The organism is Tabrizicola fusiformis, assembly GCF_013328815.1.
Classification (GTDB): domain Bacteria; phylum Pseudomonadota; class Alphaproteobacteria; order Rhodobacterales; family Rhodobacteraceae; genus Fuscibacter.
The window spans coordinates 45,758-70,057 of the sequence record NZ_JABUHN010000001.1; the positions used below are offsets into that span (position 1 = coordinate 45,758).

Genomic DNA, 24,300 nt, shown 5'->3' on the forward strand with positions numbered 1-24,300 from the left:
AGAAATGGCTGTAGAAATCTTCCTGGAAATGGACGCCGTCGAGGGCGAGTCGCAAAAGTCCGGCTTTGTCGGCAAGATTGACCTGCTCAGCTACAGCTGGGCCTCGTCGCAGTCGGCCACCCGCCAGCATGGCACGGGCGGCGGCTCGGGTCAGGCCAATGTCGGCGACATCAGCTTTTCCAAATATATGGATAAGTCCACCCCGGTTCTCTACAAGGCGCTGCTTGACGGCAAGCACTTTGACAAGGGCAAGATCACCGTCCGCAAGGTGACCGGCGGCAAGCCCTTGGACTATCTGATCATCGAGCTGGAAGAGGTCATCATCTCGATGTACCAGACCGGCGGCGGCTCGGGCAACGATGACCGGATTTTCGAAAACCTGGCTCTGAACTTCAAGAAGTTCAAGATGACCTACACCGTCCAGGACGGCAAGGGCGCCGGCCAGTCCAAGGTTCCGGTCGAGTATGACATCTCGGTCGGCCCGGTGGGCTGATATTCGGGGCAGACATTCCAGCCGGGCGCGCCTGTCGCGCCCGGTTTGGGCATGAAATGACCAAGGCGGACGACCCGGAAGAAAGCTGAACCGACGATGAAAGAGCGCAGCGACGGCTACTTCCAGATCTCGCTCATGAACGTCTTCCGCAACGCCGCGCGGGAACGTGATGCCCGCAAGGCGACCAGTGAAGTGACCGAAGATGGGCGCGTTCTTTCGGTGCGCAGCCTTGAGCGGCGCGAAGGTGCGGGGCAGGCCACGCTGCGCGAGAATCTGGCGCAGGATCTGGCCAATCTGATGGCCACCATCAATCTGGACTCGGCGCAATCGCTGGACGGGTTCGACCATGTGAAACGGTCGATCCTGAACTATGGCATGTCCGATCTGACCCACCTGACCGTTGATGACAGCCGCCGCACCAAGCTGGCGCAGGATCTCAAGCGGTCGCTGTTGGCGCATGAACCGCGGCTGGTGCCCGAAACGCTGGTGGTCAAGCTGCGCAGCACCAGTGGCCGCAGCCACCATGTTGCCTTTGACATCACCGCCGAGATGGCGGCCAAGCCTGTGGATGTGCCCTTGGAATTCGTGGCCGAGATCGACACCGGGGCCGGCAAGGTGGCCCTGTCGAACCTGACGGTGCGCGGATGAACCGCGATTTCGTCGATGCCTTCAACCGCGAGCTTGCGCTTCTGTATGAGGGCGCCAAGGAATTTGCCGAGGATTATCCGGGCATTGCCGAGCGTCTGGGCGGGCTGACGCAGGACAATCTCGACCCGGCGGTCGCGGGCCTTCTGGAGGGGGCGGCCTTCATGGCCGCGCGGGTCCAGCTCAAGCTGGATACCGAGTTCGAGACCTTCACCGCCGAGATGCTGGATCAGCTTCTGCCGAATTTCATGGCGCCCACGCCGGCGGCCATTCTGGTGCAGGCCGAACCGAATTTCGCCGATGACGAGCTGGAGAAGGGCAAGGGCTTTGCCCCCGGTTCCTATCTGGACGCGCGCTATGTGGACCGCGATCAGCGGATTTCCTGCCGGTTCCGGCTCTCGTCGGAATTGCGGGTCTGGCCGCTGCGCTTGCAGGCGGCGCGGTTCGTGGCGGGGGCGACGGCCTTTCAGGCGATGGGGCTGGATGTCGGGCGTGGCACGGCGGGCGGGCTTATCCTGTCCTTCCAGCGTCCGGCGACGGCGGGGGCAGCCGAGGGGGCACCGGGCAAGCCCATTGCCCCGCTCAAGCTTGACAGTCTGCCGGTGCATCTGGTGGGCGATCCGGCGGAGATGATTGCCGTATATGAACAGTTGTTCACCAGCGTCAGCCGCGTCACCCTGCGCTGGCTGGATGCACGGGGCGATCCGGTTTTCATGGCGCTGCCGCCCGATGCCATCGGGCAGATCGGCTTTGACGATGACGAGGCGATCTTTGCCGAGGATACCCGTGTTTTTCGCGGCTTTACCCTGTTGCGCGAGTTCTTTCTGTTTCCGCAGAAATTCCTTGGCTTCCGGTTGGGCGGTCTGTCGGCGGTCCTGCCCCGGGTGAATGGCAGCAGCTTTGACGTGCTGATCGAGATGGAGAATATGCGGCCCAACCTGCCGGCCCGCATCACCACCGAGAATTTCCGCCTGCATGCCGCGCCGGCGGTGAACCTGTTCGAGGAGAACTGCTCGACCGTAAAGCTGGACACGCTGCGGCACGAATTTCTGGTGCAGGCCGACAGCAGTCCCGCCTCGCATTACGAGGTGCATCGCATCCGCGAGGTTTTCGCCTATTTCGCCGATGTGAAAACCAAGGTGCCGGTGCATCCTCTGTATGGTCTGCCGTCCGATGTGATCCAGCCGCGTGAGGCGCTGTTCTATACCGCCCGCCAGCGGCCGCGGCGGTTGTCGGCCAAGGAGAAACGGTTCGGCAAGGTGCAGGGCTATTCGGGAACCGAGACGATGATCTCGATTTACGAACCCGGCCATCTGGACAGCGAAGAGCGGGTGAAGCGGTTGCAGATCAAGCTTCTCTGCTCAAACCGACATCTGGCGCAGTCGCTGCCCATCGCGCAGGGTGGGGCCGATTTTCGGATGAATGACGACACCAACCTGCCGCTGCGCTGCATCGCCGGGCCGAGCAACCCGCGCGAAAGCGTGGTGGAGCTTGAGAAAGCCGCACCGCACCGTGCCACGGCTGGGCCGGTGCATTGGCGGCTGCTGAGTTATCTGACGCTGAATTATCTGGGCCTTGATAATCGCGGCAGCCGCGATCAGGGCGCCGCGCTGCGCGAGATGCTGTCGCTTTTCACCGACATTTCCGCCCAGATCAGCGAACGGCAGTTGCAGGGGCTCAAAGCCGTGTCGGCGCGGCCGGTAACGCGCACCATCCGGCGCGGCGGCGGTTACCATGCGGCGCGCGGAACCGAAGTGACGTTGCAATTCGATGAACGGGCGTTTGAAGGTTCGGGCGTGTTCCTGCTGGGCGCGGTGCTGGACAGGTTTCTGGCCGATTATGCCTCGGTCAACAGTTTCACGCAGGTTGTGATCCGCAGCGATCAGCGGGGCGTCATCAAGACATGGCCACCGCGCACCGGACAAGGGCCGCTGTTGTGAGCGGCGAGATGCCCCGCCGCCGCAAGGCGCTGCTGGACGACCCGACGCAGTTCGGGTTCCTGTCTCTTATGCGTGAGATCGAGCGGGGCCAGCCGGACAAGCCGCGCATTGGCCGCAACCTGTCGCTGCGCGATGAGGCGGTTCGTCTGGGGCAGGAGCCGTTTCAGGCTTTCCCGGCCTCGAATGTCAGTCAGGTGCAGCCGCGCGAGGATGGGCGGTTGCGTATCCGCTCGAACTTCCTTGGCTATTTCGGTCCGCAGGGGGCGCTGCCCATCAACATGACGGCCGAGGTGCAGCAATGGTATCTGCGCCGGGATGAGGCGTTTGTGCGGCTGGCCGACATCTTTACCAACCGCTTTCAGCAGTTGTTCTTCCGCGCCTGGTCTGACAGCCGCGGCATCACCCAATATGACCGGCCCGATAATGACCGTTTTCAGACCTATGTCGGGGCTTGGCTGGGCCTTGCCTCGCCCGCGCTGAAGGGGCGGGGTGTGGTGCCCGACATGGCGCGGCTGCCCATCGCGGGCATGGCGCTGTCGCGGGTGAAAAGCCCGGTGCGCCTGCGCCAGATGCTGGAAAACCTGTGCCGGGTTTCGATCACCATCGAAGAGAATGTGCCCTCCTGGCTGAACTTCGAACCCTCGGACCGCTCGCGTCTGGGGCAGGCGGGGGCCAGTCTGGGCCGCGATTGCCGGCTGGGTGCGCGGGTGCAAAGCGTGAATGAAAAGATCCGCGTCGGTGTGCGGACCGAAAGTATTGCCGAGTATCAGAGTTTTCTGCCCGGAGGATCAAATTTCGCCCGCCTGACCGAGTTGCTCTTCTGCTATCTTGGCCATGAGGTTGAAGTGGAGATTGCCCCTTCGCTGCCCGCCGATCAGGTGCGCGGCATGGCCCTTGGCAAATCGGGGGCGCTGGGCTGGACGGGCTGGATTTCACCGCCCCCGGCGGAACCGGGGAGTTTCCGCAGCGATGCGGTGTTTTCGTCCGAGCATCAGACGAGGTGACTCGGACAGTCTGAATTGAACAAGAAAAGACAGGGATAGGACCATGGCCGATATCAGTCTTGAAACCGTTGCCGGAAAGCTCAACCGCGTCGGTTACGATGCCTTCCTGCAATCGCTTCGCCACGCCCGCAGCGAGGGCAACCGCAATGTGGAACTGTCGCACTGGCTGTTCCACATCGTGCAGAACCCGAAATCCGACCTTTCGGTGACGCTGGATCATTTCAAGCTGGACCGGGCGCGGATGATTGCCGACCTCGGCTCGGTCATCGGGGCTTTGCGCAAGAACGCCACCGACATGCCGCAGATTGCCGAGCAACTGACGGATATTCTGGACCGCGGCTGGCACTATGCCACGCTGATGTTCGGCGAGGCGCAGATCAGGACCGGGCATATTCTGGTGGCGGCGCTGAAGAACAGCACGCTGAAGCGCGATCTGGTGCAGTTGTCGAAGGTGTTCGGGCAACTGAACGTCGATACGCTGGTGAACGAGGCGCGCACCGCCTGGGCTGACAGCGACGAAGAGGACATGCGCCCGATGGACGGCTCGGGCATCGGGGCGCCTGCCGGGGGCGGCGCTGCGGCGCCGGGGCAGGGTGGCACGACGGCGCTGGGCCGTTTCGCGGTGGACATGACGGCGGTTGCCGCCAGCGGCAAGATGGACCCGATCGTGGGCCGCGATGATGAAATCCGCCAGATCGTCGATATCCTGCTGCGTCGCCGCCAGAACAACCCGATTCTCACGGGCGAGGCCGGGGTGGGCAAGACCGCGGTGGTCGAGGGCTTTGCCCAGCGGCTGGCGGCGAACGAGGTGCCGCCGAAACTGCAAGGCACCAAGCTGTTCATGCTGGACCTTGGCCTGATGCAGGCTGGCGCCAGCATGAAGGGCGAGTTTGAACAACGCCTGCGCTCGGTCATCGACGAGGTGCAGGGTTCGCCGGTGCCGATCATCCTGTTCATTGACGAGATTCACACCCTGATGGGGGCGGGGGGCGCTGCCGGAACCGGCGATGCCGCGAACCTTCTGAAACCGGCGCTGGCGCGCGGCACGTTGCGCACCATCGGCGCCACGACATGGATGGAATACGCCAAGTATTTCGAGAAAGACCCGGCGATGACCCGCCGCTTCCAGCCGGTGAACATCGACGAACCCAGCCTTGACCGCGCCGCCTATATGCTGCGCGGCATTCTGGCGCCGATGGAAACCCACCACGGCGTGCGCATCTCGGATGAGGCGGTGGTGGCGGCGGTGAACCTGTCGGCCCGCTATATCCCCTCGCGGCAATTGCCGGACAAGGCGGTGTCGCTTCTGGATACCGCCTGCGCCCGGGTGGCGATCAGCCAGTCCACCGAACCCGCCACCATTCAGGATTGCAAGGCCCGCATCGCCGGGCTGGAAACCGAATTGGGCGCCAAGGAGCGGCAGGCCGATCTGGGCGAAGATGCCGGGGGCCGCGTGGCCGAAATCCACGATCTGCTGGTGAAAGAGCGCAGCACGCTGGCCGCGCTGGAAGCCGAGTTTGCCGAGGAAAAGGCGCTGGTCGATCAGCTTCTGGATGTCTGGAAGAAGATGGCAAGCCCGACGGCGGCCCCCGCCGATGGCGTGGTGCAGGAAGGCGATGTTGCGGGCGAGCCGGAAACCCTGCGCCCGCAGGCGATGGAAAGCGTCAAGCGCTTGCAGGCCCGCCCGGCCGACAGCCGCAAGATCTATGCCCATGTCGATGCTCAGGCTGTGGCGGCGGTGATCTCTGACTGGACGGGGATTCCGGCGGGCAAGATGGTGTCGGACGAGTTGCAGGCGATCCTGCAATTGGCCGAGCGGCTAAAGGAACGGGTGATCGGGCAGGATCACGGGCTGGAGATGATCTCGACCCGCATCCAGACTGCCTCGGCCAAGCTGGCCAACCCGAACAAGCCGATCGGGGTCTTCATGCTCTGTGGCCCCTCGGGCGTGGGCAAGACCGAAACCGCGCTGGCGCTGGCCGAAGCGGTCTATGGCGGCGAGCAGAACATCATCACCATCAACATGAGCGAGTTCCAAGAGGCCCATACGGTTTCGCTGCTGAAAGGTGCCCCGCCCGGCTATGTCGGCTATGGCGAAGGCGGGCGGCTGACCGAGGCGGTGCGCCGCAAGCCCTATTCCGTGGTGCTGTTGGACGAGGTGGAGAAAGCCCACAGCGACGTGCATGAGCTGTTTTTCCAGGTCTTTGACAAGGGGATCATGGAAGATGGCTCTGGCCGCCAGATCAACTTCAAGAACACGCTGATCCTGCTGACCTCGAATGTCGGCACCGATGCGATCATGGATCTGGCCGAAAAGGGCGAGACACGCCCCGAGCTTGAGGCGCTGGAAGAGGTGATGAAGCCGCATCTGCTGCGGGTCTTCCCGCCGGCGCTGTTGGGCCGGATCGTGACCATCCCCTATTTCCCGCTCTCGACCGAGGTGCTGGCCGGGATCACCAAGCTGAAGCTGAACGCCATCGTCAAGCGGATGAAGGAAAACCACGGCGCGGCGATGGTGGTCAGCCCCGAGGTGATCACCCATATCGTCGATCAGTGCCGCGACCCGGATTCCGGCGGGCGGATGGTGGACAACATCATCTCGAACACCATCCTGCCGCGGCTGTCGCGCGAGGTGCTGAACCGGATGGTGGCGCAGTCGCCGATGACGCGGGTGGAACTGGTGTTGCAGGACGGCGAGATCGGCTACGACTTCGCCTGAAGGGGCCCGAAATGACAGCGGTCTCGGGGGGCGTCGAGCCCCCCTCACCCGGCTGCCGCGGAAGGGGCCGGGGCGTTTCATTGCCTGACGGGGCGGATCCTCCGGGGGGAGTATTTTGCAAGGTGCAAACCGGGCGCGGTCTTGCATTTGCACCTTTTGAAATACTCCCCCCGGAGGGTTCAACGCCTCTGCCGCGCGGAACCTCTGGCGGGTGTCAGCCGGTGGCGCCGATCAGGGTTGCGATGATCTTCTGATAGGCCAGCACTTCGGGCGGGGTGACGGCCACGGCGGGCAGGCTGCTGCCGCCTTTGCGGTTCATCTTCAATTCGGCCCATTCCTTGACATAGGCGATGCTGCGGCCCTTGAGGAAGGGGTTGGCGGTGATCACGCCCGCGCCCATCACATCGCCCACCAGCGCATCGTCCGGCGAGGACAGCACGATATCCGCCCCCGCCGCCCCGAGGAAATGGCAGAGGTAAAGCCGCCCCGCCGTGATCTGGTGCCCTCTGGCGCGCAGATAGGCTTCGCCTTCGCGGGCCAAGGCGGTGATCATCTCGCGGCTGAGGGTGGGGTCGTTGCGCAGCGCCAGCAATTCTTCCCGACCCATCGAGCCGGCAAGGTCGGGGCGGTATTGCTTCATCATCCTTAGCCATGTGCTTTCGATGAACTGGCCAAGGCCGGTGGCCGAGGAGAGCGGGTTCTTGGCATCGGCCTTGCCGCCGGATTCGACATGGATGATCTGATCGACCAGCGTTTCCACCGCCGAGGAGGCCCCTCCGGTCGGGGCGGAAGTGGAGCCGGCGGCGCTGAACGGGTCCACCGCCTCGCCGTTTTCGTAAAGCTCGAAATGCAGGTGGGGGCCGGTGGATTGGCCGGTGGTGCCGATATAGCCGATCAACTGCCCCGCGGTCACGGTCTGTCCGGGTTTCAGCCCTTCGGCAAAGGCGGAGAGGTGGGCATAGCGGGTTTCGGTGCCGCCGGGATGGGTGATGGTGACAAGGTTGCCATAGGTGCCGCCGTCGCCCGCCCGGGCAATGGTGCCGGCGAAAGCGGCCATGACAGGCGTGCCCACAGGTGCAGCCCAGTCGGTGCCCTTGTGCAGTTTGGCGACCTTGAGGATCGGGTGCATCCGCGGCCCGAAGCGCGACGTCAGAACGCCGGTTGTGGGGGTGACCATGCCGCCGCGCAGGCTGACGCCGCCCGCGCCGCCGCCGCCCGAGGCGCTGGCGCTGAAGCAGCTATAATCCTCTTTGCCGGTCTGCTTGAAGACGTGGCACTCAAGATTGCGGCCCTCGCCCTTTATGGCGGCATACAGCACCTGCCCCGGCCCGGGTCCGGCGCTGCCCGGATCGGGGGCGTAAAGCAGGGTCATCTTGTCGCCGGGGCTGGCGAAGCTTTCCATGTCGAAGGATTGACTGAGCATGACGATGGTTTCCGCCACCACCGCCGAAGGCACGCCATTTCGGATTGCGGCGGAATAGAAGGCGTCCAGCAGCCGGTATTTGCGACCGATGTCGGCTTCGGCGGTGGCGCTGTCTCCGGCAAAGGAGAAGAGATCTTCTTCGACCCAAGGGTCGGCGCCTTCGACCACGCTTCCGCTGTCGGTGACGGCAAGGCTGCCAGCATAGCTGTCGCGGGTATAAAGCGACAGTTGCACCGGCACCTTCACGCCCTGCCGGCTTGCCGCCCGGATGGCAAGGATATGGCCCGGCGCCAGGGCGGCGATATCGGGGATGATCGCCTTGCCACCCTCGACAAAGTGGGTGGCCGCCGCTTCGTCCATGCCTTTGCTGACCATCAGCTTGATCAGGTCGGGGGCATCCTTGAGCTTGAGGATGATATCCTCATAGGGCTGTGCGCGGCTCTTTTCCGGCAGGATGAAGGTGAGCGAGGTGGTGTCCTCGATCTTGGTGCGGGTGAAGCTGTCGCCCTGGCCGGGCGTGGTGACACCTTCGATGCTGTCGCCCCAACTGCCGTCGCCCTCTTCGACCACGACGGTTTCAATCGGAGTATCGGAGGGGGGCGCAGCGGTTTGGGTCGGGGCGGGGGCCAGCGGGGCCGCCTTGGCGTTGCGCTGGGCCTGAAAGAAGGCGAAATCCTCGCGGCTGGAGGGCAGAGTGGTGATCAGCCGCTCTGAGGTGGTGATCATGTCATCGGCCAGCAGGATCAGATCGTTGCCTGCGCGGTCGGCCGGAATTTCCGGCGGGCGGGGCAGGGTCTTGCGGCGGTCGGCGGCGGCAGAGGTGTCAAACCGCAAGATCATCGGATCGCCCGCCAGATCGACGAAGGCGGTGTTATAGGCCGCAGCGGCGTCGATCACCACGCCTTCGTCCTGCACGCCGGCGTTCTCGGCCACCTCGCGTTCGGTCGGATGGCCAAATTTCAGGATACCGCCGAAGTAGAGCCCGGTTCCCAGCCCCGCCAGAATCAGCGCGCCACCCGACCACAGGATCAGCGGCACCAGCCAGGAATTGCGGCGGCGGCGGTGAGATTCGGCCTTGGCGGCTTTGAAGCGGGGGTCAATTTCCATCGCCGCCGCTGCCTGCCCTCAGAACGACCCGGTAATCCCGATGGTGCCTTTGGTGATCCGGGTCTTGGCGGTTTCCTGCTTTTTCCCCGTCTTGACGTTGGACTTGACCGAAGCCTTCTCGACCTTGGTTTCCACCTTGGCGCGCTTGCCGGTCTTGACGGCGGACTTGGCCACCCGCACTTCGCAGACAACCTTGGTTTCGGTCTGAAGCTGGGCATAAAGCGCCGGGGTGGGGTCAAGGCTTTCGGGAACGGCCAGCTTGGCAAGGTAATACGAGGTCAGCGCCGTGCTGGAGCCTTTGCCCCAAGACCCGTCAACCGCCATCTGATAGCAGCCGACGCGCTTCAGTTCGGCCTGCACCGCGCGGGCGAGTTCCTTGCCTTCAAGTTCGGGGGTCACGGTTTCCTCAAGCACCCATGGCGCAAGGGCAGCAATCACCTCGCGGCCCTCATCGGTTTCGGGGCTGAGTTGGTGGCCCGGAATGCGGATCGGCGCGCCGCGGCCCAAGGCGACCTCGCGGGTCTTCCAGTCAAGTGCGGCAAGGCGGATCGGCTCTTCGCCGGTGGTCTCTTCGGGTTTCAGGGCCGGGTCGATGGCGGCGATCACGGTTTCGTCCGGCGCATCGCCGATGGTGACATCGTCGCCGGTCACATCCATGCCTTCGGGCAGGGCGGCAATCACCACGTCGCCGATTTCGGTCGAAGGGTCGGCTTGCGACAGGTCTTCGGCCTCAAGCGCGGGCGCGACATCTTCGATGATGGTGGTTTCCTCTGCAACCTGATCCAGATTGGCTTCGGCCAGTGCAATCTCTTCCTCGGCCAGTTTGAGCGAGGCTTCGTCAAAGCCCGACTGCGCCAGAAGATCAAGGAACTGCTTGCGCACGGCGGGGTCAAGCTGCGCCAGACGTTCATAGTCGGCTTCGCTCAACTCTTGTTTGCCGCCGTCGGAGGGGGCGACGAAATAGAACTGCTCGCGCAGCGAGGATTGGTCCCAGGGCACCTGTTTGCGCAGCGTGGCATTTTCCACATCGTTGCGCACCTCGATCATCATGTCCGAGACCGATTTGCCCTTGGCGGTGATATGCTTGAGCAGCGCCGTGGTGAAGGGGCTGTTCTTGGCGCCGTCCACCGCATCGGCGGTCACGCCGCCCGGTGCCGTGGCAAAGGCGACAAAGGTGCCGACCCCGGCCTGAACCCGCGCCAGACCGTCGGCCGCCGCACCCGAGCCGCGCACGGCGGGCGGCAGCGGATCATTGCGGCAGGCGTCAAGGAAGATCAGCGTCTGGCGGCTGCGGCTTTGCAGCCGGGCGATGATGGCATCCAGGCTCCAGGTTTCCTTGGTCAGCCCGTCGCGGGTTTCCAGCTTGGCCGTGACGGGCACAAGATAGTTCACCCCGCTCATCTGAAAGGCATGGCCGGCATAGTAGAAGACCACGCTTTCGGCGCTTTCGGCGTCTTTCACAAAGCGGTCCATCTCGGCCCAAAGGGCATCGCCCCCGGCATCGGTCATCAGCGTGACCTTGAAGTCGAGATCCTTAAGCGCGGCGGCAATCGCGGTTGCATCGCCGACCGGATTGGCCAGATCGGGGGCTGCGGCATAGTCGCCATTGCCAACCACCAGCGCCAGACGTTCCGCAAGGGCGGGATGGGCAGCGGCAAGGCACAGCACCAAGGCTGCGGCGGTTGCCCGCGCGCGCGATGCCCATGCTTGCTGCCATCTGGCCGCCATCGTCAAATGCCTCTCGGAAATTATGGGATCAGACTAACCCGCAGGATGCCGTCTGACCAGAGCTAGATTCCATACCCGGCACTCAACCGCCGGGGGGCGGCGAGAGGAACAGCGACCAGCGTTGCGTCTTCTGCGTGTCCACCTCAATGAAGCCGGCGGCGATATGGCCCCAGCGCCAGCAATCGGCGATGCCGCGGATGGTGAACTTGCGCGGATCGACGCACATCGTCGTGGTGCCGTTCAGGATCGGCTGACCGAAGACATCCTGCGCGTAGATGTAGATGTAGCGGCTGGTCAATTCATCCTTGATGACGTTGGCGCATTGGTTGGGGCCGATGGTCCACCAGCCTTCGGTCTGCATCTCGCCGCCGACATCCTGCCCGACGGCGACATTCACCACGTCAAACGACTGGTTGCAGACCGCAAATTCGGCGTGGGCCACGCCGGGCAAGGCAAGAAGCGCAAGAAGGACGGGCCGCAGCATGGTGCAATCATAGGGCGGCGCCGGGGCAGGCGGCAAGGCTTTGCCGTCAGGAAACCCCTGCCTGTCTTATGCCACAATTCCGTGCTAACGTTAATTTGTCGGGCAAAGGAGTGCCCGCCGTGGGAGATGGTGCATGAAACAGACAGCCTTGGCTCTGGCCCTGTTGGCCCTTCCGGTTGCCGCCGGTGCCGAAACGCCGACATCCCGCCCGGGTGAGTCGGCCGTGATCGCCGCCACCTGCGCCGACCTGCGGGACGAGGTGCGCGCGGCGCGCCCCGAGTGCCAGCCGCCGCGCGCCCTGCCTGTGGTCAAGCCGCCCCGCGCCCTGATCTTTGCCGATTCGCCGGTCAGAGAGCGTCCGGTGCGGCGCATTGTGGAACTGCCGTGGCTGATCGGCGTCTATAACTGACGGGCAGTTGACAGGCGCAGCTTGGCGGGCGCAACCTGCGGCCAGAGTTCCGCAGCTTTCAGCGATGAGGATTACCTCCGTGCTTCGCCCCGCCCTTTTCTGTGCCCTGGCTATTGCCGCCGCCCCCGCCTTTGCCCAGACCGGCAATTTTGAGCTGGAGCTGAACACTTCGGTCGATGTCGAGGGGGCCTGCCGGCTGACCTTCGTGGCGACCAACAACACCGGAAAATCCCTGACCAAGGCCGATTACGAGGTGGCGGTGTTCGACGCCTCGGGCACGGTCAGCCAGATTCTGGTGCTGGAGTTCGGCGCCTTGCCGCTGTCGAAAACCCGCGTGGTGCAATTCGATCTGCCGCAGACGAAATGCGAAGACCTGTCGCGCATTCTGGTCAACACCGCCGATGCCTGTGAAAGCAGCGACGGTGCGCTGGATGTCTGCATGAAAGATCTGTCGGCCTCGTCACGCATCCCGTCGATGCCCTTCGGGCTTTAGAGCGTGTCCGGGTCACTTTGAAACAAACCGATCGAAAATCGCGTTCGAGCGTAAGCGAGAGGCAGCGAATTTCGATTCGGATCGAACCGGACACGCTTTAGGCCGTCAGGGCAAAGCCCGGGCGCAGGCGAAAGAAGCCGTAGGCATTGGGCCCGAGTTCAAGCTTGCCCGCCTTGAGCGACAGATTCTGAGCCGGGCCGACCTGCGCCTCCAGACCCGTTTCCTGCAGGGTGACGGTTGTGGGAGACAGGTTGAACAGGCACAGCACCGCATCCGCCCCCTCGCCCCGCACAAATCCAAGAACCGGCTCGGGCAGGTCAAGGAAGCGGGTGGCCGCCCTGCCGTGCAGAACATCGGCCGTGCGGCGGAAGGCCAGCATCTCGCGGTAGCTTTCCAGAACCGAACCGGCGATGCCCGCCTGCGCCGCCACATTGCGCGCCAGTTGCGGCGGCTTGACCGGCAGCCAGGGCGTGCCGTTGCCGCCGGTAAAGCCGCCATTGGCGCTGTTGTCCCAGACCATCGGCGTACGGGTGTTGTCGCGTCCCACCGGCTCGGGCCAGAAGTTGATGCCCTGCGGGTCGGTCAACTCTTCAAGCGCCAGTTCGGTATCGGTCTGACCCAGTTCCTCGCCCTGCCAGAGGCAGATCGAGCCTTGGAACGACAGGATCAGCGCCCCGGCCTGCCGCGCCAGCGCGTCCTGGCTGATGCCGTGTTTGGCCCAGCGGGTGGCGTGGCGCACAACGTCATGGTTGGAAAAGGCCCACATCGGCCAGCCGTCCGGGGCGCCCTTGAAGAATTCTTCAATCTTGCCGCGGAAGAAGGCGGGCGAATAGTCATAGCCCATCAGTTCAAAGCTGTAGCACTGATGCAGACGGCCCGGCGCGGTGTATTCGCCCATCATGCGGATGGCATGGTGGCTTTCACCCATCTCGCCCACGGTCGCGGTGCCCGGATAGTCGCCCATGATCCGCCGGATACGCTCCATCCAGAGCAGGTTCTCGGGCTGGTTCTTCGAGAAGATGTGATACTGCATCTCATAGGGGTTGCCGTCGGGCTTGGTCTTGACCCGCCAGTCGGCCGGATCGCTGCGCAGCTTGGCGTCGTGGTAAAAGAAGTTCACCGTGTCAAAACGGAACCCGTCCACCCCACGGTCCAGCCAGAAGCGCAGGTTTTCCTCGTGCCAGTCCACCACATCGGGGTTGTGGAAGTTGAAATCGGGCTGCTCGGTCAGAAAGTTGTGGAAGTAATACTGCTTGCGCCGCGCATCCCATGTCCAGGCCGAGCCACCGAACACCGATTGCCAGTTGTTCGGCGGGGTGCCGTCATGGTTGGGGTCATGCCAGACATACCAGTCGGCCTTGGGATTGGTGCGATCCTTGCGGCTTTCGGCAAAGAACGGGTGCTTGTCGGAGGAATGGTTCAGCACCTGGTCGATGATCACCTTCAGGCCCAGCACATGCGCCCGCGCCACCAGCGCATCGAAATCCTCCAGCGTGCCGAAGACCGGATCGACATTGCGGTAGTCCGACACGTCATAGCCCATGTCCTTCATGGGCGAGGTGAAGAAGGGCGACAGCCACACCGCATCGCAGCCAAGCCCGGCGATATGGTCCAGCCTGCGGGTGATGCCCTTCAGATCGCCCACCCCGTCGCCGTTGTCGTCCTGAAACGACCGGGGGTAAACCTGATAGGTTACGGCGCCGCGCCACCACTCGCTCATCGTCAGATCCCGTCCTGATTTGGTTAGCGCTAACATAGCGCGCCAGCCCCGGCAGGAGAAGCCCTCTCCCGCGCCATTGTTGCGGGCACAAGATTGCCGTTGACCCTGCCCGGGCACAAGCGCAGGTATGCAAGACCGCCGCAAAGAGGGGTCTCACATGTCGAAATCGCCGCTGATCACGCCCGTTTTGATTGCAGGTTGCCTGATCCTGATGACCGGCTTTGCGATCCGCGCCAGTTTCGGTGTGTTCCAACTGCCGATTGCGACCGAGTTCGGCTGGGCCCGTGCTGATTTCAGCCTTGCCATCGCCATTCAGAACCTGGCCTGGGGCATCGGGCAGCCGATCTTCGGCGCGCTGGCGGAAAAGTTCGGCGACCGCCGGGCGGTGGTGGTCGGCGCGCTGATGTATGCGGCGGGGCTTGTCGCCTCGGCCTTCGCTGTGACGCCGGGTCAGCATCAGTTGCTTGAGATCATCGTGGGCTTTGGCATCGCGGGCACCGGGTTCGGCGTGGTGCTGGCGGTGGTGGGCCGGGCATCTTCGGCCGAAAATCGAAGCCTTGCCTTGGGTATCGCCACGGCGGCGGGATCGGCCGGGCAGGTGTTCGGCGCGCCGCTGGCGCAGGGGCTTCTGACCCTCTTTCCGTGGCAGACGGTGTTCATCATTTTCGCCGCCATCGTGCTTTGCACGCTGTTTGCGGTGCCCTTCCTGCGCTCGCCCCAAATGGCCAGCAAGGCAGAGCTTGAGGAAAGCATCGGAACCGTGGTGCTGCGGGCCTTCCGCGATCCGTCCTATATCATGATCTTTCTGGGCTTCTTCTCTTGCGGCTATCAGCTTGCCTTCATCACCGCGCATTTCCCGGCCTTCGTGACCGAGATGTGTGCCGCGATTGACCCGTCGGGGATGCTGGCAAGCCTTGGCGTCGGCTCTACGTCGGCGCTGGGCGCGGTGGCGATTTCGGTGATCGGGCTGGCCAATATCATGGGCACGATCACAGCGGGCTGGCTGGGCAAGACCTATACCAAGAAATACCTGCTGGCCGGAATCTATCTGGGGCGGACGATCGTGGCCGCGCTGTTCATCCTGTTGCCGATGACGCCGACCACGGTGCTGCTGTTTTCGGCGGCGATGGGGGCGCTGTGGCTGGCGACGGTGCCGCTGACCTCGGGTCTGGTCGCGCATATCTACGGGCTGCGCTACATGGGCACGCTTTACGGCATCATCTTCCTGTCGCACCAGTTGGGCGGCTTCATGGGGGTCTGGCTGGGCGGGCGGATGTATGACCTGACCGGCAGCTATACCATGGTGTGGTGGATTGGTGTGGGCGTGGGGGCCTTCTCGGCCATCGTGCACCTGCCGGTGCGCGAGCGGCCTCTGGTCGCCGCACAGGCGGCGTGAGCGCGCCTGCGGGGTCAGTTCCGCTCCATCGCCTTGACGACCAGAATCTCCAGATCCTTTTCGGGGGAATAGTTGGTCTTATTGACGACAAAGGTCGTGGGGCCGGTTTTCCTGACACCATCGGCGCAAAGCGAAATGACGTTGCCCGGCGCCCCCTTGTCCAGCGTCAGCCGGAACTTGCCGATCGGCCCGGCCCAACTGTTGGCGGTGCGCAGGACGTAAGAGATGTTCCACGCCATCCCCATGTAATAGGTTTCGCCCGCGTCCTCATAGCGGATGGCTTTGGCGATGGCCTTCGAGGTGCCAGCGTCGATGCAATAGCGGGCCTGTTCGTCGGCGTGATAGCTTTCTTGCGGCGGGTCTTCCCAGGTGAACAGCCCGCCGGGTGGCAGGTTGGCATAATCATGCGCTATCCTGACCCGCGCCCCCGCCGGGAAGGTCTGGGTCCAGTGATAGCGCAGCACGATGGACCAATAGGGATAGGCGTCGGTCTGCGGGCCGGTCTCGCCCTCATAGCTGTAGAAATCGCCCAGACCCAGCGCCACCACCTCAGCCCGCGCACCTTCGCCCATTGCCAGCATCGCCTTGGCCGCCGCCAGGCCATCGGTGGTCAGCGGCAGGCCAAGGCGTTTGAGGTCGGCGGTCACGTCGCGGCCCGGCGTGTCATAGGCGGCGGCAAGCGGGCGGGCCTCGTCCCAAGGCGGCTCGATCACGGCGATGCGGTCTTGTGTCACGGCAATCGGGGTGCCGTCCACCGTGGCCGTGAAGGACACCAGATTTTCCTGCGCCCGGTCTTCGGGCAGGTTCCAAGCGGATTCGATCTGCCCGCCGACCGAGACGGGGGGCAGCGGAAAGATCACCTCGCCCGTGACATCCTCTGCCGTGCGGTTGCGAAAGACATAGGCCACCCGCACCTGTTCGACCGAAAGGAAAAGGTCTTCCTCTTCCATCACCACCGCCTCGGTCTGGCCGAAGGTCAGGCCCGTGGCCGAAAGCCCGCCAAACCCGTCATTGGCCAGCACAGGGCCAGCGGCAAGGATCAACAGGGCAAGCACGCGGCGCATGGCGACCTCCGGTATGGCTTTGCCCCATCTGAACCCCGAACGGTCAACCGGGCAAGCCCGCGCCTTGCACCCGCCCACCCCGCCTGACAATTTGCCGCCAAAGAAGGAGCCCGGAATGCCCGTCGCCATTGCCGCCCTGATGCTGGGCTATGTCCTCAGCCAGTTTTACCGCGCCTTTCTGGCGGTGCTGACGCCGGTGCTGAGTGCCGATCTCGGCGCCACGCCCGAAACGCTGGCCTCCGCCTCGGGCTGGTGGTTCCTGACCTTTGCGCTGATGCAACTGCCGGTGGGCTGGGCGCTGGACCGGATCGGGCCGCGGCGCACCGCCTCGGGTCTGTTGCTGATCGCGGCGGCGGGGGCGGCGGTTTTTGCCATGGCGACCGGGCCGGGCGCGGTGATCTGGGCGATGGCGCTGATCGGGGCGGGCTGTTCGGCGGTGCTGATGGCGGGCTATTACATCTTTGCACGCGAGTTTTCGGCGGCGGTTTTCGGCACGCTGGCGGCGGTGATGGTGGGGGTGGGCAGCCTTGGCAACCTTGCCGCCTCGGTGCCCCTGTCGGCGGCGGTGGCGGCCTTTGGCTGGCGTGGCACGCTTTGGGCGCTGGCGGGGGTGACGGCTGTTGTGGCCTTGGGGATCCTTGCGCTGGTGCGCGATCCGGCCCGGGTCGGAGGCGGGGCGAAGGGGTCGCTGCTGGACCTGCTTCGGATGCCCGCGCTTTGGCCGGTGCTGATCATGATGGCCGCCGCCTATCCGCCGGGGGCCGGGCTGCGCGGGCTTTGGGCGGGGCCGTGGCAGGCGGATGTCTTTGGCGCCGATGCCGCGACCATCGGGCAGGTGACGCTGATCATGGGGCTGGCGATGGTGACGGGCACCTTTGCCTATGGCCCGCTTGAGCGGGTGCTGGGCACGCGCAAATGGCTGAACTTCGGGGGCAATGCGCTGGCGCTGGCCTGCCTTGCCGGGCTGATGGCGCGGGTGGATCAGCCGGGCTGGCTGACGGTGGGGCTGCTGGCGGGGGTTGGCTTCTTCGGCTCGTCCTTCCCGATGGTGATGGCGCATGGCCGCGCCTTCCTGCCGCCGCATCTGATCGGGCGGGGGGTGACGCTGATCAACCTCTTTGGCATCGGTGCGGCCGGGGTGATGCAACTGGTGACGGGGCGGGTCTATGCCGCAGTGCCGCCCGACCCGGTGCAGGCACCCTATGCTGCGGTGTTTCTGACCTATGTGGTTCTGGTGGTCATCGGCTTGACCGTCTACCTTTTCTCGCGTGACCGGACGGATTGAGCGGCGCCCGCCCCTGCGCTATGCAGGCGCGTGCAACAGCAAGGGGTGCCGATGCAACCGCAGCCAAGACCGCGTGTCGTTCTGCTGAACGACACCTCCGGGCGCAGCCACCACGGCTGCTCTCGCGTGATGCGTCTGCTGGTGGCGGGGCTGGAGGCGCAGGGGATGCAGGTCACCGCCCGCAGCCCGGCCCGGCACGACTGGGCGGCGGATGCCGGGTTCGTCGCGGCGCTGGGCGCTGCCGATCTTGTGGTGATCAATGGCGAAGGCACCTTGCACCACGGTCGCCCGGCCGGAGCGCGGTTGCTGGAGGTGGTCGGCCATCCCGCCTGCACCGCGCCGGTGGCGCTGGTCAATGCGCTGTGGCAGGCCAATCCGCCATCATGGTTTGACCTGCTGTCACGCTGCGCCCTGATTTCGGCGCGTGACGGGCAAAGCCGCGATGCCATCGCCGCAACCGGGCTGGAGGTGCGGCTGGTGCCGGACCTTTCGCTGTCGGCAGGCGCCGCGCCGCAGCCGGGGCCAAGGGGCGGGCTGATTGTGGGCGACTCGGTGCGGCTGTCCACCCGCCGGGCGTTGGCGCTGACCGCTGCGCGGCTGGGGGCGCAGGCACTGGTGCCGACCAAGACCCGCCGCTCGGCGCTGTGGCGGCACTGGCCGACCGGGCAGCTCTTGTCGGCGCTTTATCACGGCGCGGCGCCCTTTGGTCTGCCGCCGCTGCGGCTGGCTGCGGATGAGGCGGCCTATCTGGCGATGCTGGGCCGGGCCGGGCTGCACCTGACGGGGCGGTTTCACGCCGTTTGCCTGTCGCTTGTTACGGCGACGCCAGTTCTTGCCGTGGGGTCCAATTCGTGGAAAGTGCAGGCGCTCTTGGCCGAGGCGGGGCTTGCGCCCGACCGGCTGATCCCGCTGGAGGCGCTGGCCGATCTGCGCTTGGATGATCTTGACCGTCCCTATACCGCAGCGGAAACCGCAGGCATTGCCGCTTTCCTGTCGCGGGCGCGTGGCGATGCGGAAAGGCTTTTCACCGATCTTGCCGCCCTTGCCCGGGGGGCGCGGGCATGACGCGGCTGGGCTTCCTGATCGCCCGGCTGACGGGGGATGAAACGGCGCTGGAGCGGCTGTCTGCTCCGCCCGAGGCGCTTGCGGCCGAACTGGCGGGCAAGCGTGTGGCGCTGATCGGCAATGCCCGCAGCCTGTCGGCCAGCCGGAACGGAGCATCCATCGACGCTGCCGATCTGGTCATCCGCATCAATGGTGCACCGATTCCGGCCGCCGTCAGCCACGGCACCCGCACCGATTGGCTGGCCGTCTCGATGCCGCCCGATGCGGCGCTGCTGGCGGCCCGCGCCCCGGCCCGCGTGCTGTGGATGACCCGCAAGCGCAAGCGCCTGCCCTTTGCGCTGACCCGCCGTCCCGGCTTTTATCTGCACCGCCGGGCCGAGGCACAGGCGTTGGCCGATCACCTTGGCGCGCCGCCCACCACTGGGCTGATGCTGATCGACCTTCTGGCACGGTCGTCAGCGGCAGAGGTGGCGCTTTACGGCTTCGATTTCTTTTCGTCACTGTCGCTGTCGGGCAGCCGCACCGCCGCGCAGGTGCCGCATGATTTTGCCGCCGAGCGCGGTTTTGTCGAGGCGCTGATCGCCCGCGACCCGCGTTTCCGGCTGGTCGCTGCGGCCTGAAGGCAACGCCGGGCGGAAATGCCGACATTCCGCTTTCCCCGCCCCCCACTCTGCGCTAACAGGCCCCGTCTTTGACAATGAAGACAGGAAACTGGAGATACCCCGATGGGCTATAAGGTCGTCGTCGCGGGTGCCACGGGTAACGTGGGCCGCGAAATGCTGAACATCCTCGCCGAGCGCGAGTTCCCGGTTGACGAGATCGCCGCACTGGCGTCGCGTAAATCGCTGGGCACTGAAATCAGCTTTGGCGACAAGACCGTCAAGACTAAGGATCTCGACACTTTCGACTTCACCGGCTGGGACATCGCGCTGTTTGCCGTGGGGTCCGAGGCGACGAAGATCTACGCCCCCAAGGCCGCTGCGGCGGGCTGTGTGGTGATCGACAATTCCTCGCTTTATCGCTATGACCCGCAGGTGCCGCTGGTGGTGCCCGAGGTGAATGCCGAGGCGGTGGACGGCTACAAGACCAAGATGATCATCGCCAACCCCAACTGCTCGACCGCGCAGATGGTGGTGGCGCTGAAGCCCTTGCACGACCGTGCCCACATCAAGCGCGTGGTGGTGGCGACCTATCAATCGGTTTCGGGTGCCGGCAAGGAAGGCATTGACGAGCTGTGGGACCAGACCAAGGGCCTTTATGTCCCGGGTCAGGAAGTGGCGCCGAAGAAATTTTCGAAGCAGATCGCCTTCAACGTGATCCCGCATATCGACGTGTTCCTCGACGACGGCTCGACCAAGGAAGAATGGAAGATGGTCGCCGAGACCAAGAAGATTCTGGACCCCAAGATCAAGGTTACCGCGACCTGCGTGCGGGTTCCGGTCTTTGTCGGCCATTCCGAAGCAATCAACATTGAGTTCGAAGAGCCGCTCGACTGGCAAGAGGCGCAGGACATCCTGCGCGAGGCGCCGGGCGTGATGCTGGTGGATAAGCGCGAGCCGGGCGGCTATGTCACCCCGATCGAATGCGTCGGCGAATATGCGACCTATGTGTCGCGGGTGCGGCAGGACAGCACGATCGACAACGGGTTGAGCCTGTGGTGCGTGTCGGACAACCTGCGCAAGGGCGCGGCGCTGAACGCGGTGCAGATTGCCGAAGTGCTGGGCAGCCGTTGCCTGAAAAAAGGCTGAGACGCCCACCCGATCTGATGAAAGCGCCCCGCAAGGGGCGCTTTTTCGTTTCGCGGCATTCGCCCTTCGGTTGTTAAGAATGCCTTAACCAAAGCTGCGGCAGGCTCGGGCCATGATGAGCCAGCAGCGATTCCCCTTTGACATCCCGAACAGCGCAGAACCCCAGCCTGCGCACCTTGCCCAGTTGCGTCAGGCTGTGGCGGGGGCGCTGGCCGTTGCAGAAAACTGGGGTGATCTGCAAGATGTGTTGGCCCGGCAGGGCCTGGCCTATCGTCCCTCCGGGGATGGCTTGTGCCTGATCCGTCTTTCCGGTGGCCGGGTGCTGGCCAGGGGGGCTGAGGTCGGGCCGGATTATACCGCCCTTGTCCGTCGTTTCGGTGCCGGCTTTCCGAACCACCCCCATGCGGGCATCGCTGCCACGGTGCTTGCGGCGCGGCAGAACCCCGGCGGGCTGCCGCGCGCCGCTTCGTGGCCTTAACCCAGCCCCTCGGCCCGCAGAACCTGACGGACCGAGCGGGCGGTCTTGTCGATGATCTCACCCAATTCATTGTTGGTGCAATTGTAGGGCGGGGCGAGGATCACGATATCGCCGTTCACCCCATCGACATTGCCACCGACCGGATAGCAGATCAGCCCGTTCTCCAGCGCCTGTTCGCGGATCTTCAGGAACAGCTTGCGCGCCGCCGGGAAGGGTGCCTTTGTTTCAGGATCGGCCACCAGCTCGGTGGCGATGAAATGGCCGCGCCCGCGGATGTCGCCCACGGCCGCAACCCCAGCAAGGGCGTCAGCAAGCCCGGCCTTCAGCAGCGCCTCATTCGCGGCGACCCTTGCCACCAGACCGTCACGCGCAACGATCTTCTGCACCGCGACCCCGGCGGCGCAGGCGGCGGTGTGGCCGGTAAAGGTATGGCCGGTCTGGAAGGCGCCATGCGCGTCATGGATGGCGCGCGAAACGGCGGTGGTGCAAACCGCGACACCCAGCGGCATATAGCCGCCAGCCAACCCCTTGGCGACCGACATGATATCAGGTTCCACCCCGTCGCGTTCCAGTGCGCGCCATGTGCCGCAGCGCCCGGCGCCGCACATCACTTCATCCGCGATCATAAGCACACCGTGGCGGCTGCAGATTTCGCGCACCGCCGCCGCATAGCCTGCGGGGGCAGGAACACAGCCTCCGGCGGCGCCCACCACCGGCTCAAAGATGAAGGCGGCGATGTTTTCCGCGCCTTCGCGCATGATCGCCGCCTCAAGCTCGGCAGCGCAGGCGGCGCCTGCGGTGGCCGCCGTCGCCCCGGCGACCGGGCGATAGGCGTTGGCGGGTGACAATTTGACCGAAGGCACGAAGGCCCCCTCAAAGGCCGCCGTCCGCTCGGCAAAGCCGGACACCCCCAGCGCGCCCAGCGTGTTGCCATGCCAGGACCGCTGCCGCGAGATGAAATGCCGCCGCTTGGGCTGACCGATGGCCGTCTGATATTGCAGCGCCATCTTCAGGCAGCTTTCCACCGCCTCGGACCCGCCCGAGACAAAGACCATATCCGACAGGCTGCCGCCCGAACGTTCGGCAATGATCGCTGTCAGCTCTTCAAGGGCGTCGGTGGTGAAGTTGTAACGATAGCCATGGGCAATACGGTCAAGCTGCGCCACGATGGCGGCATTCACCTCTTCATTCGCATGGCCAAGGCAATAAACGGCCGGCCCGCCCGAGCCGTCGATATAGGTTTTCCCGTTCGCGTCATGCAGATAACTTCCCTTCGCCCAGGCAACCTTGGGCAGCCGGTGGGTGGCAGAGATGTTGGCAGGCAGCGGGGCGGTGGTCATGGGCTTTCCTTTTCGGGTCGCGCGCAGGCTGGCATTGGCGGGCTTCCGCCGCAACGCCGCTGCCGACAGGCGCTGTCGCATCCTGCACTTGCGCCGCGTCGGGCGGGGCGACAATCTGGCGGCATTTCCATGAGGTTTCATCATGCTGCGTCTTGCCCTGCCGCTTTGCCTGATCACGCTGCCCGCACTGGCCGACACCATCTCGGTGCCCAGCCGGATCATCGCCGTCACCGTCTATCCTTATGGTGCGGAAATCACCCGCGAGGTGGCGTTTACCGCCACCCCCGGCCCGCATGACCTGCTGATCACCGATCTGCCGGCGCAGACCGAGCCGAACCTGATCCGGCTTGCCGCGCCGCAGGGTCTGACGCTGGGCGCCTTCGCGCTGCGCAGCGACCGGCTGCCGCCGCGCGAAGAGGTGCTGACACCGGCGCAGGCGGCCGCCAAGGCCGAAGTGGAGGGTCGGGAGGCTGCCGTTGCCGAAGCGCAGGCGGTGATCGACGCGATCGAGGCACGGGCAGCGGCGGCCGAGGCGCAGGTGGCCTTCCTCGCCGGGGTCCGGCCCGAAGGTGCCGCGCTGACACCCGAGGCGCTTGCCGCGCTGGCCCAGACCGTGGGCCGCGAGACGCTTGCCGCACGGCAGGCGGCACTCGCCGCCCGGGCCGAGCTTCCGGCTGCGCAAAAGGCGCTGGACGCGGTGCAAGAGGGGCTGGATCAGGCGCTTGCCGCGCAAGCGGCGCTGGACCGGGGCGATACGGATTATGCCGCGCTCTCGGTGGCGATCACCGCCGCCGATGCGGGCGAAACTACGTTGACCGTGACGCATTTCATCGCGGATGCAAGCTGGCAGCCGGTCTATGACATGAAGCTGACCCGGAAAGAGGGTGCCGCTCTGGCCATCGGGCGCGGGGTGCTGGTCAGCCAGTCCTCGGGCGAGGATTGGGCAGGCGTGGCGCTGACGCTGTCCACCGCGCAGCCGTCGCAACAGGCAGAACCGTCGCAGCTTTTCCCCGAGTTGCGCCGCATCGCCGCGCCAGGATCGGACAGCGACGACTCGTATCGTGTGGAGGGCGTGGTCGCCGGAGCGGCGCCCGAGGTGATGGCCGAGCCGGTGATGGAAGAAACTGCCAGTGCTGCCGTGCAGGGTGATGTGGTGGTCTACCGCTATCCCACGCCTGTCGATGTGGCGTCAGGCGTGGAAAACCTGCGGCTGGCGCTGGACGAGATCACCGTGGCGCCCGAGATCGAGGCGCGGGCCATTCCGCGCTATGACCGCACCGCCTTTGTGCTGGCGCGGTTTACCAATACCTCGGGCGAAATCCTGCTGCCCGGACAGGCATTCCTGATGCGTGAGGGCACGCTGGTCGGCGCGACATGGATCACCGGCATCGCGCCGGGGGCCGAGGCCGAGGTGGCTTTCGGCGCCATCGAAGGGCTGCAACTGACCCGCGACATGCCGACCCGCGCCGAGGGGGACCGGGGGATTCTGTCCAGTTCGACGGAACGCGAAGAGGTTGCGGTGCTGAAGGTCAAGAATCTGACGGATGAGGTCTGGCCGATACGCCTCATGGATCAGGTGCCCTATTCCGAACAGGAGGATCTGGAAGTCACCTATCAGGCCGACCCGGCCCCGACCGAGACCGATGTGAAGGCACAGCGTGGCATCCTCGCCTGGGAATTCGACATTGCCCCGGGTGAAGAGCAGGTGGTGACACTGACCCATTCGCTGCGCTGGCCGCAGGGGATGGAGCTGCAATAG

General features: G+C 65.0%; 20 protein-coding genes. 14 read left to right on the forward strand and 6 right to left on the reverse strand.

Features of this window, described 5'->3' with window-relative positions:
- Positions 1 to 4: 4 nt before the first annotated feature.
- From HS053_RS00170 to tssH, 5 genes are all read left to right on the forward strand, one after another.
- Complete coding sequence (locus tag HS053_RS00170; protein WP_174209171.1) at positions 5 to 493, forward strand: Hcp family type VI secretion system effector; 489 nt, start codon at positions 5 to 7, stop codon at positions 491 to 493.
- Positions 494 to 589: 96 nt separating this feature from the next.
- Positions 590 to 1,141, forward strand: coding sequence for a GPW/gp25 family protein (locus HS053_RS00175; RefSeq protein WP_174209172.1), 552 nt, complete (start codon positions 590 to 592; stop codon positions 1,139 to 1,141).
- A complete protein-coding gene (tssF, locus tag HS053_RS00180; RefSeq protein WP_174209173.1) occupies positions 1,138 to 3,078 on the forward strand; it encodes a type VI secretion system baseplate subunit TssF in 1,941 nt (646 codons plus the stop codon). The genes HS053_RS00175 and tssF overlap by 4 nt, the downstream gene beginning before the upstream one ends.
- Before the next feature lie 8 nt (positions 3,079 to 3,086).
- Positions 3,087 to 4,082, forward strand: a complete 996-nt coding sequence (gene tssG / locus HS053_RS00185) for a type VI secretion system baseplate subunit TssG (protein ID WP_174209174.1) — start codon at positions 3,087 to 3,089, stop codon at positions 4,080 to 4,082.
- A gap of 43 nt (positions 4,083 to 4,125) precedes the next feature.
- Complete coding sequence (gene tssH / locus HS053_RS00190) at positions 4,126 to 6,801, forward strand: type VI secretion system ATPase TssH (protein WP_174209175.1); 2,676 nt, start codon at positions 4,126 to 4,128, stop codon at positions 6,799 to 6,801.
- 214 nt (positions 6,802 to 7,015) lie between these two features.
- Here the strand turns inward: tssH and HS053_RS00195 are convergent, their stop codons facing one another.
- The 3 genes from HS053_RS00195 to HS053_RS00205 all read right to left on the reverse strand — a co-directional run bounded on the left by HS053_RS00195 (position 7,016) and on the right by HS053_RS00205 (position 11,543).
- The gene (locus HS053_RS00195) at positions 7,016 to 9,331 is read right to left on the reverse strand and encodes a peptidoglycan DD-metalloendopeptidase family protein (protein WP_174209176.1); all 2,316 of its coding nucleotides are present in this window, start codon (positions 9,329 to 9,331) and stop codon (positions 7,016 to 7,018) included.
- An 18-nt stretch (positions 9,332 to 9,349) separates the two neighbouring features.
- Complete coding sequence (locus tag HS053_RS00200; protein WP_174209177.1) at positions 9,350 to 11,059, reverse strand: caspase family protein; 1,710 nt, start codon at positions 11,057 to 11,059, stop codon at positions 9,350 to 9,352.
- An 82-nt stretch (positions 11,060 to 11,141) separates the two neighbouring features.
- Positions 11,142 to 11,543 carry a DUF1036 domain-containing protein gene (locus HS053_RS00205; protein WP_174209178.1) on the reverse strand — a complete coding sequence of 134 codons (402 nt, stop codon included), beginning with the start codon at positions 11,541 to 11,543 and terminating at the stop codon, positions 11,142 to 11,144.
- A gap of 133 nt (positions 11,544 to 11,676) precedes the next feature.
- On the opposite strand from HS053_RS00205, the gene HS053_RS00210 reads away from it, so the two are divergent.
- Together HS053_RS00210 and HS053_RS00215 are read left to right on the forward strand one after the other, a co-directional pair.
- Positions 11,677 to 11,952: a hypothetical protein gene (locus HS053_RS00210; RefSeq protein WP_174209179.1), complete on the forward strand. Its 276-nt coding sequence runs from the start codon at positions 11,677 to 11,679 to the stop codon at positions 11,950 to 11,952.
- Between the two features lie 79 nt (positions 11,953 to 12,031).
- Complete coding sequence (locus HS053_RS00215) at positions 12,032 to 12,445, forward strand: hypothetical protein (RefSeq protein WP_347233277.1); 414 nt, start codon at positions 12,032 to 12,034, stop codon at positions 12,443 to 12,445.
- Positions 12,446 to 12,542: 97 nt separating this feature from the next.
- On the opposite strand, the gene HS053_RS00220 is transcribed toward HS053_RS00215, so the two are convergent.
- Positions 12,543 to 14,165, reverse strand: coding sequence for an alpha-amylase family glycosyl hydrolase (locus HS053_RS00220; protein WP_174209180.1), 1,623 nt, complete (start codon positions 14,163 to 14,165; stop codon positions 12,543 to 12,545).
- 157 nt (positions 14,166 to 14,322) lie between these two features.
- Between HS053_RS00220 and HS053_RS00225 the strand changes: the two genes are divergently transcribed.
- Positions 14,323 to 15,561, forward strand: coding sequence for an MFS transporter (locus tag HS053_RS00225; protein ID WP_174209181.1), 1,239 nt, complete (start codon positions 14,323 to 14,325; stop codon positions 15,559 to 15,561).
- 14 nt (positions 15,562 to 15,575) lie between these two features.
- Here the strand turns inward: HS053_RS00225 and HS053_RS00230 are convergent, their stop codons facing one another.
- On the reverse strand, positions 15,576 to 16,625 hold the full coding sequence (locus tag HS053_RS00230) for a DUF4424 family protein (protein WP_174209182.1): 1,050 nt from the start codon (positions 16,623 to 16,625) through the stop codon (positions 15,576 to 15,578).
- A 115-nt stretch (positions 16,626 to 16,740) separates the two neighbouring features.
- Here HS053_RS00230 and HS053_RS00235 point away from each other — a divergent pair, with 115 nt between their 5' ends.
- The 5 genes from HS053_RS00235 to HS053_RS00255 all read left to right on the forward strand — a co-directional run bounded on the left by HS053_RS00235 (position 16,741) and on the right by HS053_RS00255 (position 21,201).
- A complete protein-coding gene (locus tag HS053_RS00235) occupies positions 16,741 to 17,910 on the forward strand; it encodes an MFS transporter (protein WP_174209183.1) in 1,170 nt (389 codons plus the stop codon).
- Between the two features lie 51 nt (positions 17,911 to 17,961).
- Positions 17,962 to 18,975, forward strand: coding sequence for a polysaccharide pyruvyl transferase family protein (locus HS053_RS00240; protein ID WP_174209184.1), 1,014 nt, complete (start codon positions 17,962 to 17,964; stop codon positions 18,973 to 18,975).
- A complete protein-coding gene (locus tag HS053_RS00245; RefSeq protein ID WP_174209185.1) occupies positions 18,972 to 19,595 on the forward strand; it encodes a glycosyltransferase family 29 protein in 624 nt (207 codons plus the stop codon). Before HS053_RS00240 ends, HS053_RS00245 begins: the two co-directional genes overlap by 4 nt.
- Positions 19,596 to 19,700: 105 nt before the next feature.
- Positions 19,701 to 20,723, forward strand: coding sequence for an aspartate-semialdehyde dehydrogenase (locus HS053_RS00250; protein ID WP_174209186.1), 1,023 nt, complete (start codon positions 19,701 to 19,703; stop codon positions 20,721 to 20,723).
- A 115-nt stretch (positions 20,724 to 20,838) separates the two neighbouring features.
- Positions 20,839 to 21,201: a relaxase family protein gene (locus tag HS053_RS00255; RefSeq protein WP_174209187.1), complete on the forward strand. Its 363-nt coding sequence runs from the start codon at positions 20,839 to 20,841 to the stop codon at positions 21,199 to 21,201.
- On the opposite strand, the gene HS053_RS00260 is transcribed toward HS053_RS00255, so the two are convergent.
- A complete protein-coding gene (locus tag HS053_RS00260) occupies positions 21,198 to 22,541 on the reverse strand; it encodes an aspartate aminotransferase family protein (RefSeq protein ID WP_174209188.1) in 1,344 nt (447 codons plus the stop codon). The two genes, HS053_RS00255 and HS053_RS00260, sit on opposite strands and share 4 nt — an antisense overlap.
- Before the next feature lie 142 nt (positions 22,542 to 22,683).
- Between HS053_RS00260 and HS053_RS00265 the strand changes: the two genes are divergently transcribed.
- On the forward strand, positions 22,684 to 24,300 hold the full coding sequence (locus tag HS053_RS00265) for a DUF4139 domain-containing protein (protein ID WP_174209189.1): 1,617 nt from the start codon (positions 22,684 to 22,686) through the stop codon (positions 24,298 to 24,300).

Coding starts and splice junctions, on each gene's coding strand:
- HS053_RS00170 (WP_174209171.1), top strand. CDS start 5: ATGGCTGTAGAAATCTTCCTGGAAATGGACGCCGTCGAGGGCGAGTCG.
- HS053_RS00175 (WP_174209172.1), top strand. CDS start 590: ATGAAAGAGCGCAGCGACGGCTACTTCCAGATCTCGCTCATGAACGTC.
- tssF (WP_174209173.1), top strand. CDS start 1,138: ATGAACCGCGATTTCGTCGATGCCTTCAACCGCGAGCTTGCGCTTCTG.
- tssG (WP_174209174.1), top strand. CDS start 3,087: ATGCCCCGCCGCCGCAAGGCGCTGCTGGACGACCCGACGCAGTTCGGG.
- tssH (WP_174209175.1), top strand. CDS start 4,126: ATGGCCGATATCAGTCTTGAAACCGTTGCCGGAAAGCTCAACCGCGTC.
- HS053_RS00195 (WP_174209176.1), bottom strand. CDS start 9,331: ATGGAAATTGACCCCCGCTTCAAAGCCGCCAAGGCCGAATCTCACCGC.
- HS053_RS00200 (WP_174209177.1), bottom strand. CDS start 11,059: ATGGCGGCCAGATGGCAGCAAGCATGGGCATCGCGCGCGCGGGCAACC.
- HS053_RS00205 (WP_174209178.1), bottom strand. CDS start 11,543: ATGCTGCGGCCCGTCCTTCTTGCGCTTCTTGCCTTGCCCGGCGTGGCC.
- HS053_RS00210 (WP_174209179.1), top strand. CDS start 11,677: ATGAAACAGACAGCCTTGGCTCTGGCCCTGTTGGCCCTTCCGGTTGCC.
- HS053_RS00220 (WP_174209180.1), bottom strand. CDS start 14,165: ATGAGCGAGTGGTGGCGCGGCGCCGTAACCTATCAGGTTTACCCCCGG.
- HS053_RS00225 (WP_174209181.1), top strand. CDS start 14,323: ATGTCGAAATCGCCGCTGATCACGCCCGTTTTGATTGCAGGTTGCCTG.
- HS053_RS00230 (WP_174209182.1), bottom strand. CDS start 16,625: ATGCGCCGCGTGCTTGCCCTGTTGATCCTTGCCGCTGGCCCTGTGCTG.
- HS053_RS00235 (WP_174209183.1), top strand. CDS start 16,741: ATGCCCGTCGCCATTGCCGCCCTGATGCTGGGCTATGTCCTCAGCCAG.
- HS053_RS00240 (WP_174209184.1), top strand. CDS start 17,962: ATGCAACCGCAGCCAAGACCGCGTGTCGTTCTGCTGAACGACACCTCC.
- HS053_RS00245 (WP_174209185.1), top strand. CDS start 18,972: ATGACGCGGCTGGGCTTCCTGATCGCCCGGCTGACGGGGGATGAAACG.
- HS053_RS00250 (WP_174209186.1), top strand. CDS start 19,701: ATGGGCTATAAGGTCGTCGTCGCGGGTGCCACGGGTAACGTGGGCCGC.
- HS053_RS00255 (WP_174209187.1), top strand. CDS start 20,839: ATGAGCCAGCAGCGATTCCCCTTTGACATCCCGAACAGCGCAGAACCC.
- HS053_RS00260 (WP_174209188.1), bottom strand. CDS start 22,541: ATGACCACCGCCCCGCTGCCTGCCAACATCTCTGCCACCCACCGGCTG.
- HS053_RS00265 (WP_174209189.1), top strand. CDS start 22,684: ATGCTGCGTCTTGCCCTGCCGCTTTGCCTGATCACGCTGCCCGCACTG.